This window comes from Streptomyces sp. NPDC045955 (assembly GCF_056430805.1).
The window spans coordinates 290963-308036 of the sequence record NZ_JBWKKY010000002.1 but is presented as its reverse complement, the minus strand read 5'-3'; the positions used below and the strand labels follow the sequence as shown (position 1 = coordinate 308036).

Sequence of the window (17074 nt, the reverse complement as noted above, 5' to 3'; positions counted from 1 at the left end):
GTCAGTGCGAAAACGACGCTACCCACGGGGGCACAGGTAAGCAATGGAGGAAATGTGAACATCACCGGGAGGAGATTCAACCGGGCAAAATCTTTCTCAACGCCTCGTCAAGGCTTTTCGCTACTTCCGCGTCACCGGGCCGGCTTCCGCCCGGCCCTTTCGGCGGGCCGTACAGGGCGTCGAGTTCGGTGGTGATGGTGTGGGTCACCGCTCCGTAGAGCGGAGTGCGGGGGCGGTGTACCGCCTCGCGCAGGGCCGGGAGCAGGATGTCGCGGGAGTAGCTGGTGCCGTCGGCCATCCGGTCGGGTGCCATGCGGGCGGTGCTCTCGCCGCCGGGCGACGCCGAGGGGCCCTCGGCGTACGCGGGGGCGTGCCCGCATGGTGGGGCGGTGCCGGGCTCCCGGTAGGCCGAGGTGCGGGTCGCGGCGAACCCGGCGCGCAGCAGGCAGCGTTCGCTGTCGGGGTCGGTGAGGAACGCGATCAGCTCGGCGGCCTTCGCGGCGCGCTGCTCGGATGTGGAGGAGGTGACGGCGAGGTTCTGGCCGCCGAGCACGGACTTGCCGGGCAGCCGGGCCACCCCGAGCTTGCCCCCGAAGGTCTCGTGCAGGGTCGGGTAGACGTACGGCCAGTGCCGCAGGAAGGTGGTGCGGCCCTCGGCGAAGGCGCTGAGCGATTCGGCCTCGCGGAATCCGGGGGTCCCGTCGAGGGTGTACGGCGACGCCGTGCGCTCCCGCAGTTCGCTCACCCCCGCCGTCAACTGCTCCTCGGTCGCGACGTAGTCGCCGTCGTCGTCGGTCAGCCGAAAGCCCTCCTCGGCCGAGGCGAAGGCCTCGATCGCGTTGACGGTACGGCCCTCGTAGGCGGCGAGCTGGGTGGTCCAGATCGCCTCGTGGTCCTTGATCTCGGCTCTGTCGAGGGGGACGAGCAGTTCCCGCAGTTCGTCCCAGCTGACGTCTTCGTCGAGGTCGGTCCGGGAGGCACCGGCCTTCACCAGGTGGTCCTTGCGGTAGTACAGCAGGCCCGCGTCGCTGTTGAAGGGGACCGCGTACCGCTTGCCGTCCCAGTACGAGGTGCTGTCCACGGACTTGATGAGGTCCTCGGGGGCCTTGACCGCCGAGTCGCTCAGCGGGCGGATCAGGCCGGCGTCGGCGAACTCCGGGATCCAGGTCACGTCCAGGTTCACCACGTCGTACTCGGCGCTGCCGGACTGCAAGGCTCCGATCAGCTGGCTGCGCTGCTGGTCGGCGGAGCCGGGCAGCTCCACCAGGCGGGCCCGGTAGCCGTGTTCGCCCTCCTGGGCGTTCCAGGCGTCGATGAGCTGCTGACGGATGCCGTTCTTGCCGGTGACGTCCTGGCCGCTGGCCACCACGATCCGGAAGGAGGTGTCGGCGCCCGGCGGCTGCTGCTGCACGCCACCGCTCGTGCAGGCCGTGAACGTCAGCAGCGACAGCAGGGACAGCGCGGCGGCTCTCCGGCGTCGGGCCATCATTCCTCCCCCGTTCCCGTGCGGGCGACCTCGTCGCGCAGGGCGGGCACGAGGTCGTCCCCGGCGTCCAGGCAGCGGCCCCGGCCGGCCTCCGCGATCCGCGTGCCGGGGCGGTCCCGGTCACACGCCCCGTTCTTCAGGGTCACCATGGCCACGGGCACGCCGGCGGTCCGGGCACGGTCGACCGCCTTCTCCAGTCCGTCGCCGGTCAGGCGGTTGTCGTCCTCGCCGTCGGTGAGGTACACGATCAGCTGCGGCCGCTCGTCGCCGGCGGCGCGCTCCCGCATGAACGCCAGGGCGTCCCGCAGGGCGGCGGACGGATCGGCCTCCGCGTCCCGCACCCGGGCGGCGTCCAGGGCCCGCTCGGCGTCCCGGCGGGCGTGCGTGCCGAAGTCCAGGAGGTCGGTGTGCGTACCGCCCTTGAGGCCGTGCACGGCCCACACCCCGTACTCGTCCTCCCCGCCGAGGCCGGTCAAGGTCTGCTTGAGGATGCCGGGGCCACCGCTGGGTCCGTCCCACAGGCCGGCCATCGAGCCGGAGCTGTCGAGGAGGAACAGGACCCGGCCGGGGCCGTGCGCGTTGCCGTAGCGCTCCAGTGCCTTGTCCATCTCCGACGGGTCGGCGGAGTCCACCGGCCGGACCTCGTCGATCAGCCCCTCGGGAGCCGACTTCGCATCGAGCAGGCGGCGCCGCTCGCCGTGCGCGGACCTGAAGCCCTGCTCGCCGAGCACCCGCCGGCCCTCGTCACCGGTCAGCCAGGAGCGGAAGCGGGCCACCTCGGCGTCCCGCGCGTCGGCGTCCCGCTCGCCGTCCTCCCAGCGCACCCGCACGAACGTCGGCTCCAGACCGGGGACGTCGTCGGGGTAGGCGGCGGAGCGCGGGGCGCGCGTGGCCGGGTGGCAGCCGACGCCACTGTGCAGCAGGAACTCCGGCACCAGAGCCGCGCTGCGGTCGTCCACGGCGTCGACGTCGGGCAGCGTGCACAGCAGCCCGGCGGCGGAGGGCTCGGGCCGGCCGGACTGTGTGAGGCGCCGCTCCGCGTGGCGCGCTTCGGCTCCGCCGCGGTACAGGCCCGTCGTCGCCAGCAGCGCCGCGTCGGCGAACTCCGGGTCGGGACGGTGCACCTCGGCATCGCCGGGCGCTTGTTCGAGGCCGGTGACCAGGTGCGACAGCGACTGCCCGGTGGGCTCGACGGCGTCGTCGAGGCCTTCCGGGACGGCCAGCACGACCGGCGAGTACACGAACGGGCGCGTGTCCGGCTCCAGCCGGGCGAAGACGCGGTCCTGGTAGAGCGCGGTGACCCGGCGGACGTCCGCGCGGGTGCCGGGGATCCACACATCCGGCTGCGGGCCGATGTCCCGCTGCGGGTTGTCGTCGTCGCGCGGCTGCTGCCACGCGTCGGTCCGCTTGCCCAGTGCGGTCGTAACGCCCGCGGCACCGGCGCTGTAGACGGTGACGCCGCTGCGCCGGCAGCCGTCGTCCGTGGTGTTGGCGTCCGAGGCGACGTAGGCGTCCGCGGCCGCCTTCATCGCCTGCTCCAGATCGGGGTCGGTGAGCAGACGCAGCTCCAGTGCCGGAGCACACGGGCCGGAATCGCCGGTCAGGACCAGGACTCCGTAGCCGCCCGCGCCGGTGGCGAGCAGCGCCAGCAGAATCGCCAGGCCGGTACGGCCGAGCCGTTCGAGGGCCTTCCGGGCACGGGCGAGCGTGCGCCGGAGCCAGAGGACCCAGGGGCTGCCCGGGGGGTCCGGCGGGTGTGTGATCGCCGGGCCCGCCGCCAGCAGCACGTCCGTCTCCGGGTCCCAGGGGGGAGCCAGCGCCTGCGGCCGCTGCGAGTCGTCGTCCTCCGCCTTGTACTTCGCCTCGGCCATGCGCTGCTTCACCGCGGCGTACAGCCGGGAGAGCCACACCTCGCCGCCCTCATCGAGGACGCGCACGAGTTCCCGGGTGAACGGCGTCGGGGCGTCGGCGTCGCCGCCCAGGATGCAGCGGTTGGGCTGCACGCTCATCAGCAGCAGGACCTTGTGCTTCTTCCGCTTCGGATCGTCGAAGCGGTGCCAGATTCCCGCGGCGTTGCCCGCGTAGCAGCAGTCGAGGATCACCACCACCTGCTGGGCGCGGCTCTCGACGAGCTCGCCCAGCACCTCGCTGAAGCTCACCGAGCCGGGCAGCCCGTCGCCCGTGAGCACGCGAGCGGTGCGCATCTGGAGGTGCAGCTCGTTGCCGGAGGTGGAGGTGACGGCGTGCCCGGCGAAGTAGAGCAGCAGCAGTCCCCTGGCGTCCTGGCAGGCGCGGCGCAGTGCTCCCGTGAACTCGTCCGGGGTCGGCGAGGGCACGGCCCGCACCTCGTGCGCGCCGAACACGTTGCCCCGGTGCAGCGCGTCCTCGAGTGTCCTCCGGTTGTGCCGCACGGCGGGGAGCTGTCCGGTGACGCCCTGGGGGTGGTCCGGTGCCGTGTGGTCGTACTCGGAGACACCGATCAGCAGCGCCCGGTTCACTTCGCCGCGCGGGTCGAAGCGAGTCACCGGCCTACTCCCCGTCGGTGTCCAGCGGGCGGATCTGTGGCTGGGGATCGCCGCCCTGGAGCCTGCGGCGGTTGTTCGTCCAGGTCTTCACCGCGCGTGCGGTGTACTCGGTCAGTGCCGCGATCGTGACGACGTCACCGAGCACTTTGAGGACGAGTTCGAGGTCGGGCCCCAGCCGCCCCTTGGTCCCGTCCGTACTGGTCTGCGCCTCGATGGTCAGCTTCTTCTCGGAGAGCAGTTCCGCGAGCGGCTCTTCCCGCTCCAGCCACGTCTTCAGAGCTCTGACATCGTCCACGGTCCCGCCGGCGCCCAGCCGGACGCGCACGCCTAAGACAGCCACTTCGTCCCCCTCTGTCATCCCCACATCATGACACCGGGTCAGGCCTTGGCGGCAGACCTGTGACGCGACCTGAGCAAGCGATTGCACGCCCCCTTCACGCCAGGCGCACACGGCGCACGCGTGTTCAGGCCTGGGTCTGCAACTGCCGTAGCTGCCGCTGCACATGGTCGAGCGCCCCCTCGCGCCGCCCGGGGACCCGGCCGCGCAACTCGGCGAGAGCCGCGCCCAGTTCGCGGGCGCGGGCGGGGTCGCGGACCTGGCCCCACTGGTGGTGGGCGCGGTCCACGGCGGCCTCGACGGCGGGCGCGTCCGGCGCCTGACCGGCGTTCAGGCGGACGGTGGCCACCGTCAGCCAGGTGTGGCAGCTGCGGCCCGCGTCCCCGGCGAACATCGCCAGGTCGGCCCGGACCTCGGCCCAGTGCAGGGCCTCCTCGGAGGCGGCCCCGTACGCGGCGACGGCCGCCTGCTCGTGCCGGGCGGCGAGCGCGTCGGCGTCGGCGTGGCGGCCGGACTGGACGGCGGCGGTGATGGCGGCGTGCGGGTCGCCGGCCGAGGGGCCCGGGGTGCTCAGGACGAGGTCCGTGCCCGCGCTCTCCGGCGCGATCCGGGCCAGCGCCTGCTGGTGCAACTGCTCCAGCGGCGGCCGGAACCCGCTGCGCAGGATCGTCGCGACGGCCTTCATGTACGCCGGTGCCGCGACCGTGCGTCTGGAGGGCGGGGGCGCGATGCGGCCGTGCACGGCGTTGCCGCGGCCCGAGTCCAGCGGCGTGCCGCGCAGCAGCTCCCAGGTCTCGGCGTCCGCGTGCAGGTCGAGCAGGAGGGTCGTCGCGCCGGCCGGTCTGAGGCGCAGTTCGTCCCGGAACCAGTGCCAGGGGAAGGCCGTGTAGCGGGCGGTGGACGCGGTGGTGCGGGCCAGCGCCAGGTGGGGCAGGCGCTGGCGGCGGTCGAGCTGGAGCTGGCCGGTGACGTACACGGTGAGCGGGCCGGGGGCCGCCGCGGCGGCGCGGAGCCGGGTGAGGACGGCCTGCGGCTCCAGCGGGTCGGCGAGTTCGACGACGTTCGCGGTGTCCGTACCGGCCAGCACGCCGGGCGGTACGGCGGCCAGGACGGGGAGCACGGACGCGGCGTCGACCAGGCGCCCCTTGCCCACCGGCGAGGCCGCCAGCAGCAGCACGGTTCCGGGCATCTCGTCCCTCCCCCTGTCGATCACGTACGTCAGCACCGTAACCGCTGCGGCTGCAAAGAGGGGCCCCAGCACCGCAAACGTCCGCCTTCGGGGGCTTCGCCCCCTGCTCGGCGACCGTGCGGGGACCGCCGTCGACGGCCCGGGTCACATCCCGCGCGAGCCGGTACAACGCCCCGGTGCCGTCCCGGGCCGGAAGTCGCCGGTGGTGTCGTAGTCGCCCACCACGACGGCGACGAGCAGCGGCGGCACCCAGGCCACGCCGCGGCCCCGCGTCCGCGGCGGCTCCTGCCGCCGCACGCCGTCCCGGCGGTACCGGTCGAGCCGGCCGTGCTCCCCTCGGTGGCGCCTGACGGCCCCAGCGAAAACACGGGGCCCGCACGGCCCGCATCCGGTCCCGGCAGCGCTTCGCGTCCGCCGACTTGCCAGGCGGTTGCCGGCGGTGTGCCCTGGGAGGCAGGGGCAGGGAGAGAGGAGAGCTCTCATGGCTCATGCGGCACCCACCCCGGGCAAGGTGACCACGCGACGCCGTACACCCGATGTCTTCAGCCCGCGCACCCACGCGATGGCGAAGGTCGCGGTGCCCGTCGTCCTCGGGCTCGTCTACGGCTACTGGGCCGCGGCCAACCGGCGCGACGCCGGGCCCATCACCGGCTGGAACCTGCTGTTCGGCTTCGTCACCGCGCTCGTGTTCGCCGTGCTGTTCGCCACCGTGTGGGAGGTCGCCCCGCGGCTGCGGCGCGAACAGCACGCGCTGCTCTGGTTCGCCTTCACCGGCTGCGCGATCGGCTTCCTCTACAGCCAGACCGGCGGGTCCGTGCTGAAGTCCACCGGGGTGGGGGTGGTGGTCGGAGCGGGCGTCTTCCTGACGATGTTCTACCGCTACTACACCCACGAGGACGCCGTCGGCCGGCGCCTGGACTGACCAGGTACCGGCACGACCCGTTCGGCTTGGCACGCGGGGCCGAATGCAGTCACGCCGGTCGCGGACCGGGCCGGTGGCGCCTTGCCTGGAAGGGTGTCCGAGCACGACCGGGCGCCCGTGCCCGAGCAGGCGCCCTTCCGACCGCGGAACGCCCTGTCGGCCGTTCTGCTGGCTTTCGCGTGCCTGCTCGCGCCGTTCGCGACGCTCGCCTCCTGGGCGGCGCACGGGCTGACCGACACCGGCCGCTACGTCCGTACGATGGCGCCGCTCGCCGCCGACGCGGACGTGCGGCGCGCGGTCGCGGACGCCCTCGGGGACGGCCTCATCCGGGAGGCCGGGCACGAGCTCGACACCGGTCTGCCGCACGGCACGGTCGGACCCTTCGTGCACGACGCGGCCCACTCCTTCACCCGCACCGAGGCGTTCCGCACCGGGTGGGACGCGGCGAACCGGGCCGTCCACGACGCCGTGCTGCGCGCCCTGCGCGACGACGGCACCCGGACCTCCGCCGTCACCGTCGACGTCGCGCCGGTCGTCGCCCGGGTCAAGCACCGGCTCACCGCCGACCACGTGCCGTTCGCCCACCGCATCCCGGTCCGGCACACCCGGGTCCCGGTACTCCCGGCCGACGACGCGGACCGACTCCGCAGGGGATACCACGTGCTGGACACCGCCGCCTTCTGGCTGCCGCTCGCCGCCGCCGTGTGCGCCGTGGCCGGGACCGCCCTCGCCGCGTGCCGCCGCCGCGCGGTCACCGCGCTCGGCCTCGGCACGGCCCTGGGCGGCGGACTGCTCGTCCTGGCCGTCGCGATCGGCCGCCGCCTCACCCTCGCCGACCGGCCCGACACGCTCCACCGCCCGGCCGCCGGCGCGGTCTACGACGCCCTGACGGCCACCCTGTCGACGGGGTCCTGGCTGCTGCTCGCCCTCGGCCTGAGCGTGGCGCTCGGCTCGTGGCTCACGGGCCGGCACGGTCCCCGGCTCGTCGCGCGGCGACGTGCGCGAGCGTCCGCAGCGCCCGCCGCAGAACCGGCTCCGGAACCGACCCGAGGCCGAGCCTGACGGCGTCGGGCGTGTGGCCGGGGGCGACGGCGAAGGCGGGGCCGGGCGTGACGGCGATGCCGTGCGCGGCGGCGGCCCCCGTGAAGGTATCCGCGCGCCACGGGGCGGGCAGCTCCCACCAGGCGAAGTAGGCGCCCGGCTCGGACCGCACGGCGAAGCCCGCGAGTTCCTCGGCGAGAATCCGCTGCCTGCGCGCCGCGTCCGCCCGCTTGGCCGCCACCAGCCGCGCCACGATCCCCTCCCCGGCCCACCGTGCGGCCGCCTCCAGCGCGAACCGCCCCGCGCTCCACCCGCCCGACCGCACCGCACCGGCCACGGCCCCGACCCGGTGCGGTGGCACGACGAGGAAACCGGCGGTCAGCCCCGGCGCGACCCGCTTGGAGAGACCGTCGACGACATGGGTGAGGGCCGGCGCGTGAGCGGCCAGCGGATCACCCGGCTCGCGCAGGAAGGACCAGATGCGGTCCTCCACCACCGGCAGGTCCAGGTCGTGGACCAGCTGGGCGAGCTGCAGCAGGCGAGGGCCGCTCGTCGTCAGGGACGTCGGGTTGTGCAGCGTCGGCTGCACGTACAGGGCGGACAGCGGTGCCGTACGGTGCGCGGCGGCGACGGCCTCCGGGAGCAGCCCGGCCGCGTCACCGGCCAGCGGCACCAGGGTGATGCCCAGCCGCGCCGCGATCTCCTTGACCAGCGGATACGTCAGCTGCTCCACGCCGACCCGGCCGCCCGGCCGGACCAGGGAGGCCAGCGCGGCGGCGATGGCCTGCCGTGCGTTGCCGGTGAACAGCAGCCGGTCCGGTGCGGGGCGCCAGCCGGGGGTGGCGAGGAGCGTGGCCACGGCCTCCCGGGCGGACTCGGTACCGGTGGCGGCGGCCGGCAGCAGCGCCTCGGCCAGCACGTCGGGACGCAGCAGCGGCGCGAGGACGGGGGCGAGGAGCTCCGGCTGGCCCGGCGCGCTCGGGTAGTTGAGCTCCAGGTTGACCGGGACGTCACCCGGGCCGGGCTCGGCGAGCGCCCGCCCCGCCGGCCCGTCCGGCGCGGCCCGTACGAAGGTGCCGCGCCCGACCTCGCCGACGACCAGCCCGCGCCGTACGAGTTCGCCGTACACCCGCCCGGCCGTCGACGAGGCGATTCCCCGCCGCCGGGCGAAGGCCCGCTGCGGCGGCAGGCGCTGGCCGGGCTTCAGCCGCCCGCTGGCGATGTCGTCGGCGATCCTGTCCGCGATACGGCGGTAGTCACCCATCAGTCGGCCTCCCCCTTGGATTGCACCGAGAGCAAAGATCTTATTGCACCGAGTAGTTGAGGCTGCCTAGGGTCGTCCCATGGCACCCTTCCTCGCATTCGAGGACAAAGGACCCGTATCTCCTCGGCAGCCCCTTGTCCCCCTGGTCCTCGTCCACGGCCACCCCTTCGACCGCACGATGTGGGCCCCGCAGCTCCACAGCTTCTCCGCGGCCCGCCGCGTCATCGCCCCCGACCTGCGCGGCTACGGCGCCTCCCCGACCACCCCGGCCCTGATGGACTTCGCGCAGTTCGCGCGGGACATCGAGGCCCTGCTCGACGAGCTGGGCGTGGAGACCTTCGTCCTCGCCGGGCTCTCCATGGGCGGCCAGATCGCGATGGACTGCTACCGGCAGTTCCCCGGCCGCGTCCGCGGCCTCGTCCTCGCCGACACCTTCCCGGCGGCGGAAACCCCGGAGGGCGTCCGCACCCGCGACGCCATGGCGGACCGCCTTCTGCGGGAGGGCATGCGCGGCTACGCCGACGAGGTCCTGGAGCGGATGGTCGACCCCTCCGCCCCCGCCGAGGTCAAGGCCCACGTCCACCGCATGATGACGGCCACCTCCCCCGAGGGCGCCGCCGCGGCCCTGCGCGCCCGCGCCCGGCGCCCCGACTACACCGCCCTGCTGGCCCAGGTCCGTGTCCCGGCCCTGGTCGTCGTCGGAGCCGACGACACCTACACCCCCGTCTCCGACGCCCGCGCCCTGCACGCCGCCCTCCCGGACGCGGCCCTGCACGTGATCGAGGGCGCGGCCCACATGCCGAACCTCGAACGCCCCGCGGAGTTCGACCAGGCACTCGGGGAGTTCCTGGCCCGCGTCGACGCCCGGCAACCCTCCCCCGCCCCACCCCGTCTCTGAGGGAGGATGCGGGCATCCTTGAGGGAGGATGCGGGCATCCCACCCCGCGAACGGAAGGCCGGGCCTTGGACACCGCCGCTGCCGAGTGGACCGCCACCGACGAGCCGGACCAGCGTCCGCCCCGACGGCGGGCCGGCGCCCGGTGCGCCGCCCTGCTGCTCGCCGGGGTCAGCGTGGCCGTCGGCTTCCGCATGGCCGACAGCGACGGCATCACGCCCGTCCCGCAGATCCTCGCCTTCCTCCCCTGGCTGCTCGCCCCCACCGGCCTGGCACTGCTGCTCGCCCTGCTGTCCCGGTGGTGGCTCGGGACGGCCTGGGGCGTGCTCCTGCTCGGCCTGCTGGCCTGGTTCATCGAGCCGTACGGCAAGGTCGGCGACCCCGTCGGCCGCCCGGTCGCCGACCTGCGCGTGCTGACCTCGAACGTCGAGTTCGGGCAGGCCACCGGGCCCCTGATCGCCGCCGTCCGCCGCGAGAAACCGGACATCGTCTTCGTACAGGAATGCGAGTACGAGTGCGACGCGCGCCTGAAGAAGGACCTGGCGCAGGACTATCCGCACCGCCGGGCCGTCGAGGGCGGCGGCTCCGAGGGCTCCGTCATCCTCAGCCGCTTCCCGCTGCGGCCCACCGACGGCGTCCCCGGCACCATGGGCATGCCCGGGGCGCTCGCCGACGTCGACGGCCACCCCGTACGGCTCCAGCTCGCCCACCCCATGCCCCCGCTGCCCGGCCAGCTGGACCTGTGGCGCGAGGAGCTGGACGCCCTGCGCGACGCGGCCGCCGCCGACCCCGGCACGCCCCTCGTCCTGGCCGGCGACTTCAACGCCTCCCAGGACCACGCCGTCTTCCGCCGCATCCTCGACACCGGCCTGAGCGACGCCGCCCGCCTGGACGGCGCCGACCGCACGGCCACCTGGCCGGCCCGGACCGCGCCGACGTTCGGCGTGCAGATCGACCACGTCCTGGTGTCGAAGGACTTCGCGGTCGACCGCACGCGCGTCCTGGACCTGGCCGACACGGACCACCGGGCGGTGGTCACGGACCTGACGCTGCACGAGGAGAAGTAACGCTGCACGGTTAGATGTAACAGGGGGACGCCCGACAGGCGCCCCCTGGATACGTCTGGATACGTCCGCGGCTCAAACGCCGATGTCGCAGCCGTCCGCCCGCCACACGGCCACGACCGCCGGCCGGACGTACGTCCCGGGCCCGTCGGGCCAGGTGCTGGCCGGCTTCTCCACGGACGCGCCGTCGATCTCGCCCGGGTGCTGCACGGCCACCAGGACACGCCGGTCCTGGATGATCGGACCGCAGGTCTCCGCCCCCGTCGGCACGGTCAGGAACTGCTTCAGCTCACCGCGCCGCTCACCCCGGGTCGCCACGCCGAACAGGCCGTCGTGCGAGCCGAGCTGGGAGCCGTCGGTGGAGATCCACAGGTTGCCGTAAGGGTCGAAGGCGACGTTGTCCGGGCAGGAGATCGGGCTGACGCCGTCCTTCGGGAACCCGGCGAAGTAGGTCGCCGGGTCGTCCGGGTCACCGGCGACGAGGAACAGCGACCAGGCGAACCTCGTGCTCTCGGGCCGGTTCCACCGCTCGGTGAGCTCCAGGACGTGCCCGTGCTTGTTGGCATTGCGCGGATTGGCCTCGTCCGCCTTGGCGTTGGAGCCGACACCACGGTTGGAGTTGTTCGTCAGGGCGACGTACACCTTGCCGGTGACGGGATTGGGCTCGATGTCCTCGGGCCGGTCCATCTTCGTGGCGCCCACCTTGTCACCGGCGAGACGGGTGAAGACGAACACCTCCTCGGCGCTCATCCCGTCCACGTGCGAGACGGCACCGTCGGCGGTGGCGGTGGCCAGCGGAATCCACTCGCCGCTCCCGTCGAACTCGCCGTCGCCCGGCAGCTTGCCCGTGCCGTCGATCTCGAGGGCGGGGGAGTCGCCGGTGAGCTTGGCGACGTACAGCGTCCCCTCGTCGAGAAGCGACAGGTTGTGCTCGCGCACGGCCCTGCTGGTGCCGTGCCGCATCCGCTTGCTGCCGACGAACTTGTAGAAGTAGTCGAACCGCTCGTCGTCGCCCGTGTACACGACGGGCCGCCCGTCCGCCGTCATCCTGATGTTCGCGGCCTCGTGCTTGAACCGGCCGAGAGCGGTGTGCTTGCGCGGCGTGGAGCTCGGGTCGTACGGGTCGAACTCCACGACGTACCCGAACCGGTGCACCTCGTTCGGCTCCCGGGCGACGTCGAACCGCTTGTCGAACCGTTCCCACTTGCGCTCGCTGGCCCCGGTCCCGATGCCGTACCGCTTGTCGGTCGCCCGGCTGCTGTTGGCGAAGTACTGGTTGAAGTTCTCCTCACCGTGCAGGGTCGTGCCCCACGGCGTGACGCCGCCCGAGCAGTTGTTGAGCGTGCCGAGCACCTTGGTGCCGGTCGGGTCGGCGGAGGTCTTCACGAGCTCGGACCCGGCGACGGGCCCGGTGAGCCGGAACTCGGTGGTGGCGGTGACGCGCCGGTTGAGCTCATGCCGCGGAACGGCGGTCAGCTTCCCGGTCTTCCGGTCCCCCTCCACGACGACGGCGGACAGCCCGTGCGCGGCCCAGGCGATCTCCACCTGCTCCCGGGTCGGATCGGCGGCGTCATACCCCCGGAACATGAGCACCTCGTCGGTGTACTCATGATTGGCGACGAGCAGCTGCCGCCCACGCTCACCCGGCAGCGGAAGCAGCGCAAGAAAGTCGCAGTTGTACCCGAACTGCCCGGCCTGCGCCTTGGCGGTCTGCTTCTCCGGATCGAAGGCGGGCGCACCGCGCAGGATGGGCTCGCCCCAGCGGATGACGACGTTCTGCCGGTACCCCTCCGGCACGGTCACGGCGTCGGCGGTGTTGGGCGCGACGGGAGCGAAGCGCAGCCCGCGCGCGCCCTTGTGTCCACGCCGGGCGCCCTCGGCGGCGGCACCGGCCGCGCCCGCGCCGGCCGGAGCGGCGCCGGCCTGCGGAGCCTGCGCGACACCCACGGCTCCCGCGCCCGCCGCGGCCACGGTCACCACGGCCGCGGCCCGCATCATCGACCGCCGGCTGAGCGCACCGGCGATCACATCACCCACGTACTCGTTGGAGCTGGTGTTGGGCACCTCGTGGAAGCAGGCGTCACCACACCGGAAACGACAGGTCAGGGCGGACCGGCCGCCAGGGTGTGATCCGGACGGCGTTCCGATCAACGGCAGCAGCTTGCGCACTTTGCTCTCTCCTTGGATGCCCTTGGTGTCAGCGTGACCGTAGGGGCACATATGTGCGGCAGCCGGGCGCCGGGGTGAACAGCGGGTGAACCTGCGGCAGCCTTACGGCAGTTACGGCGATTCAGCACGCCGACACCTTCGCAGGCCGGATGTCCCTCTTGACAGCGCGGACCACCCACCCCCGACCCTGCCCAAGATCACCCAGGAGGGCCGCTAACCTTACGTGTCCGTCCTGGCCAGGGATTGACGGGCTTCAACTCACGCGAAGGGTTGCGCGCACATGGGCATTCTCACTCTCTTGCGGAACGCGTTCGGACGGTCACGCAAGTCACGGACCGCCGAGGCGGAGGGTGCGGCGCAGACCACGACGACGCCCGAAACCCCGACGCCCCCCGCGACGGACCCGACGGTCCCGTCCCCTTCCCCGGAACCCGCCCCCGCCGCCCCGACGGCGGACGTCCCCGAACCCCGGAACGAACACGACCTCGTCTCCTTGGCCTTCGACCGCGTGACGGTCCCCAAGCCCGCGCGGTCTGCGGAGGGGGAGCCGGCGGCTGCTGAGGAGTCGGCGGTTACTGAGGAGCCGGGAGCCGTTGAGAAGCCGGCGGCGGAGAAGCCGCAGGTTGTGGAGGAGCAGGCGGTCGCGGAGAAGCCTGCCGCGGTGACCAAGGGGCCGGAGGCAGAGGCTGAGACAGAGGCCGAGGCTGGGGCCGAGTCGGCGATCGAGGAGCCGACGGCGCCGGACGAGGCCACGGCGGAGAAGCCGGTCACCGAGAAGCCGACGGCATCGGGCGAGGCCACGACGGAGGAGGCGGCCAAGACGGAGCAGCCGCCCGTCGCCGAGTCCCCGGCACCCGAAAAGCCCGAGTCGTCGTCGGCCCCCGAGCCGACAGCACCGGAAACGCCCGAGGGCGCCCCCGAGCCCCAGGCACAGACCGAGCCCTCGGCAGCGGCAGAGCCCAAGCCCACGACCGAGGCCGACGCCGACGCCGACGCCGACGCCGACGCACCGTCGCAGCCGTCGGCCACCGACCCGAAGCCGGACGCCGAGCCCGAGCCACGGCCCGAGACGCCCGCGGTTGCGCAGCCCGACTCCGAGCCGGCTGCCGCGAGCAAGCCCACCGCGGAAGCCGACCCCACGGCCGAGTCCGAGCCGACGGCAGCCCCCAAGGCGACGCCCGCGCCGGAGGCCGCCGCCTCCGAGACGACGCCCGCCGCGACGTCCGACGGCAAGCCGACGACGGAGGCAGACGCGCCGACCGAGGTGGCCCCGACGGCCAAGGCTGCCGCACCGGCGAAGGGGAAGGCGGAGCCGAAGGCCGAAGCCGACGCACCGGTCGAGACGGACGCGCCGGCCAACGCAAAGCCGGAGACCAAGGCGAAGCCGGAGGCCAAGCCGAAGGCGGAGGCCAAGCCGAAGGCGGAGGCCAAGCCGAAGGCGGAGGCCAAGCCGAAGGCGGAGGCCAAGCCGAAGGCGGAGCCGACGGCCGAGGCAGAGCCGGAGGCCGAGGCCGTGGACGCTCCCGCAGCCGCCGACGGCGAGTCCGCCCCACAGGGGCCACCCGCACCCGACGACGAAAGCAGCACGGGTGGTGCGGGTGGGAACGACACGGCCGAAGCCGAAGGCGAGGCCGAGCGGGACCTCACCCCCGCCGTCCCCCTCACCCGCGTCAAGACCCGCGCCCCGGGCCTCACCACCGCATACAAGGCCGCCGCCACCACCCTCAAGCAGCACAACCTCACCGGCACCCGAGCCAAGGTCTACCTCGTCCTCGACCGCTCCGCCTCCATGCGCCCGTACTACAAGGACGGCTCCGCCCAGGCCCTCGCCGAGCAGACCCTCGCCCTCGCCGCCCACCTCGACCCCGAGGCCACCGTCCCGGTCGTCTTCTTCTCCACCGAACTCGACGGCACCGGCGACATCACCCTCACCGACCACGAGAACAAGATCGACGAGCTGCACGCCGGCCTCGGCCGCATGGGCCGCACCAGCTACCACGCAGCCGTCGAAGCCGTCCTCGCCCGCCACGACAAGGAAGCCACCTCCGGCACCCCCGGCACCCCCGCCCTGGTGATCTTCCAGACGGACGGCGCCCCCGACGCCAAGACCCCCGCCACCCAGGCCCTCACCGAGGCCGCCAAGACCCACCCCACCGTCTTCTTCTCCTTCGTCGCCTTCGGCGACCCGGAGAACAAGGCCTTCGACTACCTCCGCAAGCTCAAGACCCCCAACACGTCCCATTTCCTCGCCGGCGAAACCCCCCGCGAGCTCACGGACACGGAGCTCTACGAGGGCGTACTGGCGAACTGGCGCCCGTAAAGCACGTAAAGCATGTAAAGCACGTAAAGGAACCCCTTAGAACCCCTTAGAACCCCGCAGAACCCCCGGGGGGTGGACAGGACCGACGTCCCTGTCCACCCCCCGAAACACGTGTGAGTCGATCTTCAGCGGACCAGTAGGATTTCGACCATGGCGGCCACTGGATCCGAGAAGCAGGGGGCGAAGGCGTACTACGTCTCGACCCCCATCTACTACGTCAACGACGCTCCTCACCTGGGCCACGCCTATACGACCGTCGCAGGCGACGTGCTCTCCCGCTGGCACCGCCAGCGCGGCGAGAAGGTGTGGTACCTCACCGGCACGGACGAGCACGGTCAGAAGATCATGCGCACGGCCGAGGCCAACGGGGTCACCCCCCAGGAATGGGCCGACAAGCTCGTCACCGAAGCGTGGAAGCCTCTCTGGGAGCACCTGGAGATCGCGAACGACGACTTCATCCGCACCACGCAGAAGCGGCACACGGACCGCGTCCAGGAGTTCGTCCAGGACCTGTACGACAAGGGCGAGATCTACAAGGGTGGCTACGAGGGCCCGTACTGCGTCGGCTGCGAGGAGTACAAGCTCCCCGGCGAGCTCCTCGACGGCGAGGGCGAGTACGCGGGCCAGAAGCTCTGCCCGATCCACAAGAAGCCCGTGGAGATCCTCAGCGAGGAGAACTACTTCTTCAAGCTGAGTGAGTACGGCGAGAAGCTCCTCGCCCACTACGAGGCCAACCCCGGCTTCATCCAGCCCGAGTCCGCGCGCAACGAGGTCGTGAACTTCGTACGGCAGGGCCTGCAGGACCTCTCCATCTCGCGCTCGACGTTCGACTGGGGCATCCCGATCCCCTGGGACGACAAGCACGTGATCTACGTGTGGGTCGACGCCCTGCTGAACTACGCCACGGCGGTCGGCTACAACGAGAACCAGGCCAAGTTCGAGGAGACCTTCCCGGCCGACGTCCACCTGGTCGGCAAGGACATCCTCCGCTTCCACGCGGTGATCTGGCCGGCGATGTTGATGGCGCAGGGCCTCCCCCTCCCCGGCAAGATCGCGGCCAACGGCTGGCTGATGGTCGGCGGCGAGAAGATGTCGAAGTCGAACCTGACCGGCATCAAGCCGCAGGACCTGACCTCGCACTTCGGCGTGGACGCGTACCGCTGGTACTTCCTGCGCGCGATCGCCTTCGGCCAGGACGGCTCGTTCTCCTGGGAGGACTTCTCCGCCCGCTACACCAGCGAGCTGGCGAACGACTACGGCAACCTCGCGTCCCGCGTCGCGGCGATGGTCGGCAAGTACTTCGGCGGCGAGCTGCCGGCGTCGGCGGCCGACGGCGAGGCGGAGCAGGCGATCCACGAGGGCCTGGCGAAGACCGTCGCGGAGGCGGACCGCCGGATCGGCGAGGACCTGGACTTCCAGGGCGGCATCCTGGCGGTCTTCGACTTCGTCAAGCAGGTCAACGGCTACATCACGGAGCAGGAGCCGTGGAAGGTGGCCAAGGACACGTCCGACGAGGGCAAGGCCCGCCTGGCCACGATCCTCTACACGGCCGCCGAGTCCCTCCGCGCGGTGGCGGTCCTCCTGAACCCGGTCATGCCGGACACCTCCCAGAAGCTCTGGGACTCGCTCGGCGCGGAGGCCTCCCTCGGCGCCCTCGCGGACCAGAAGATCGGCGAGGCCGGCGAGTGGGGCAGGCTCCCGGCCGGCACGACGGTCACCAAGGGCGCGGTGCTCTTCCCGCGCCTGGAGGAGAAGCCGACGGCGTAACCGGCGTAACACGCTCGCTACAGCACGGGGCCCGGGAGAACGAGAACCTTCTCCCGGGCCCCGTGCTTTGCGAAGATCGCGGGAGACCGGCCACC

General features: G+C 72.8%; 12 protein-coding genes. 6 read left to right on the top strand and 6 right to left on the bottom strand.

Annotation, left to right across the window (positions count from 1 at the left end):
- Window positions 1-76: 76 nt before the first annotated feature.
- The 4 genes from AC07F0_RS04735 to AC07F0_RS04720 all read right to left on the bottom strand — a co-directional run bounded on the left by AC07F0_RS04735 (window position 77) and on the right by AC07F0_RS04720 (window position 5537).
- Window positions 77-1486: an extracellular solute-binding protein gene (locus tag AC07F0_RS04735; RefSeq protein WP_478974205.1), complete on the bottom strand. Its 1410-nt coding sequence runs from the start codon at window positions 1484-1486 to the stop codon at window positions 77-79.
- Complete coding sequence (locus tag AC07F0_RS04730; RefSeq protein ID WP_478974202.1) at window positions 1486-4011, bottom strand: caspase family protein; 2526 nt, start codon at window positions 4009-4011, stop codon at window positions 1486-1488. Before AC07F0_RS04730 ends, AC07F0_RS04735 begins: the two co-directional genes overlap by 1 nt.
- A gap of 4 nt (window positions 4012-4015) precedes the next feature.
- Window positions 4016-4351: a hypothetical protein gene (locus AC07F0_RS04725; protein ID WP_399413825.1), complete on the bottom strand. Its 336-nt coding sequence runs from the start codon at window positions 4349-4351 to the stop codon at window positions 4016-4018.
- A 124-nt stretch (window positions 4352-4475) separates the two neighbouring features.
- Window positions 4476-5537, bottom strand: coding sequence for a serine/threonine-protein kinase (locus tag AC07F0_RS04720; RefSeq protein ID WP_478974199.1), 1062 nt, complete (start codon window positions 5535-5537; stop codon window positions 4476-4478).
- Window positions 5538-6018: 481 nt separating this feature from the next.
- Here AC07F0_RS04720 and AC07F0_RS04715 point away from each other — a divergent pair, with 481 nt between their 5' ends.
- Both AC07F0_RS04715 and AC07F0_RS04710 read left to right on the top strand, forming a co-directional pair.
- A complete protein-coding gene (locus tag AC07F0_RS04715; RefSeq protein ID WP_478974196.1) occupies window positions 6019-6459 on the top strand; it encodes a hypothetical protein in 441 nt (146 codons plus the stop codon).
- Between the two features lie 93 nt (window positions 6460-6552).
- A complete protein-coding gene (locus AC07F0_RS04710) occupies window positions 6553-7521 on the top strand; it encodes a hypothetical protein (RefSeq protein WP_478974194.1) in 969 nt (322 codons plus the stop codon).
- Here the strand turns inward: AC07F0_RS04710 and AC07F0_RS04705 are convergent.
- Complete coding sequence (locus AC07F0_RS04705) at window positions 7418-8764, bottom strand: aminotransferase-like domain-containing protein (RefSeq protein WP_478974193.1); 1347 nt, start codon at window positions 8762-8764, stop codon at window positions 7418-7420. The genes AC07F0_RS04710 and AC07F0_RS04705 overlap by 104 nt on opposite strands.
- Window positions 8765-8843: 79 nt before the next feature.
- Between AC07F0_RS04705 and AC07F0_RS04700 the strand changes: the two genes are divergently transcribed.
- Window positions 8844-9662, top strand: a complete 819-nt coding sequence (locus AC07F0_RS04700; RefSeq protein WP_478974191.1) for an alpha/beta fold hydrolase — start codon at window positions 8844-8846, stop codon at window positions 9660-9662.
- Window positions 9663-9727: 65 nt separating this feature from the next.
- Window positions 9728-10726 (top strand): endonuclease/exonuclease/phosphatase family protein, encoded by a 999-nt coding sequence (locus AC07F0_RS04695; RefSeq protein WP_478974189.1) that lies wholly within the window; start codon window positions 9728-9730, stop codon window positions 10724-10726.
- Between the two features lie 72 nt (window positions 10727-10798).
- On the opposite strand, the gene AC07F0_RS04690 is transcribed toward AC07F0_RS04695, so the two are convergent.
- Window positions 10799-12892 (bottom strand): PhoX family protein, encoded by a 2094-nt coding sequence (locus AC07F0_RS04690; protein WP_478974186.1) that lies wholly within the window; start codon window positions 12890-12892, stop codon window positions 10799-10801.
- Between the two features lie 280 nt (window positions 12893-13172).
- Here AC07F0_RS04690 and AC07F0_RS04685 point away from each other — a divergent pair, with 280 nt between their 5' ends.
- Window positions 13173-15212 carry a VWA domain-containing protein gene (locus tag AC07F0_RS04685; protein ID WP_478974183.1) on the top strand — a complete coding sequence of 680 codons (2040 nt, stop codon included), beginning with the start codon at window positions 13173-13175 and terminating at the stop codon, window positions 15210-15212.
- 150 nt (window positions 15213-15362) lie between these two features.
- The gene (gene metG, locus AC07F0_RS04680) at window positions 15363-16979 is read left to right on the top strand and encodes a methionine--tRNA ligase (protein WP_478974180.1); all 1617 of its coding nucleotides are present in this window, start codon (window positions 15363-15365) and stop codon (window positions 16977-16979) included.
- Window positions 16980-17074: the final 95 nt, after the last annotated feature.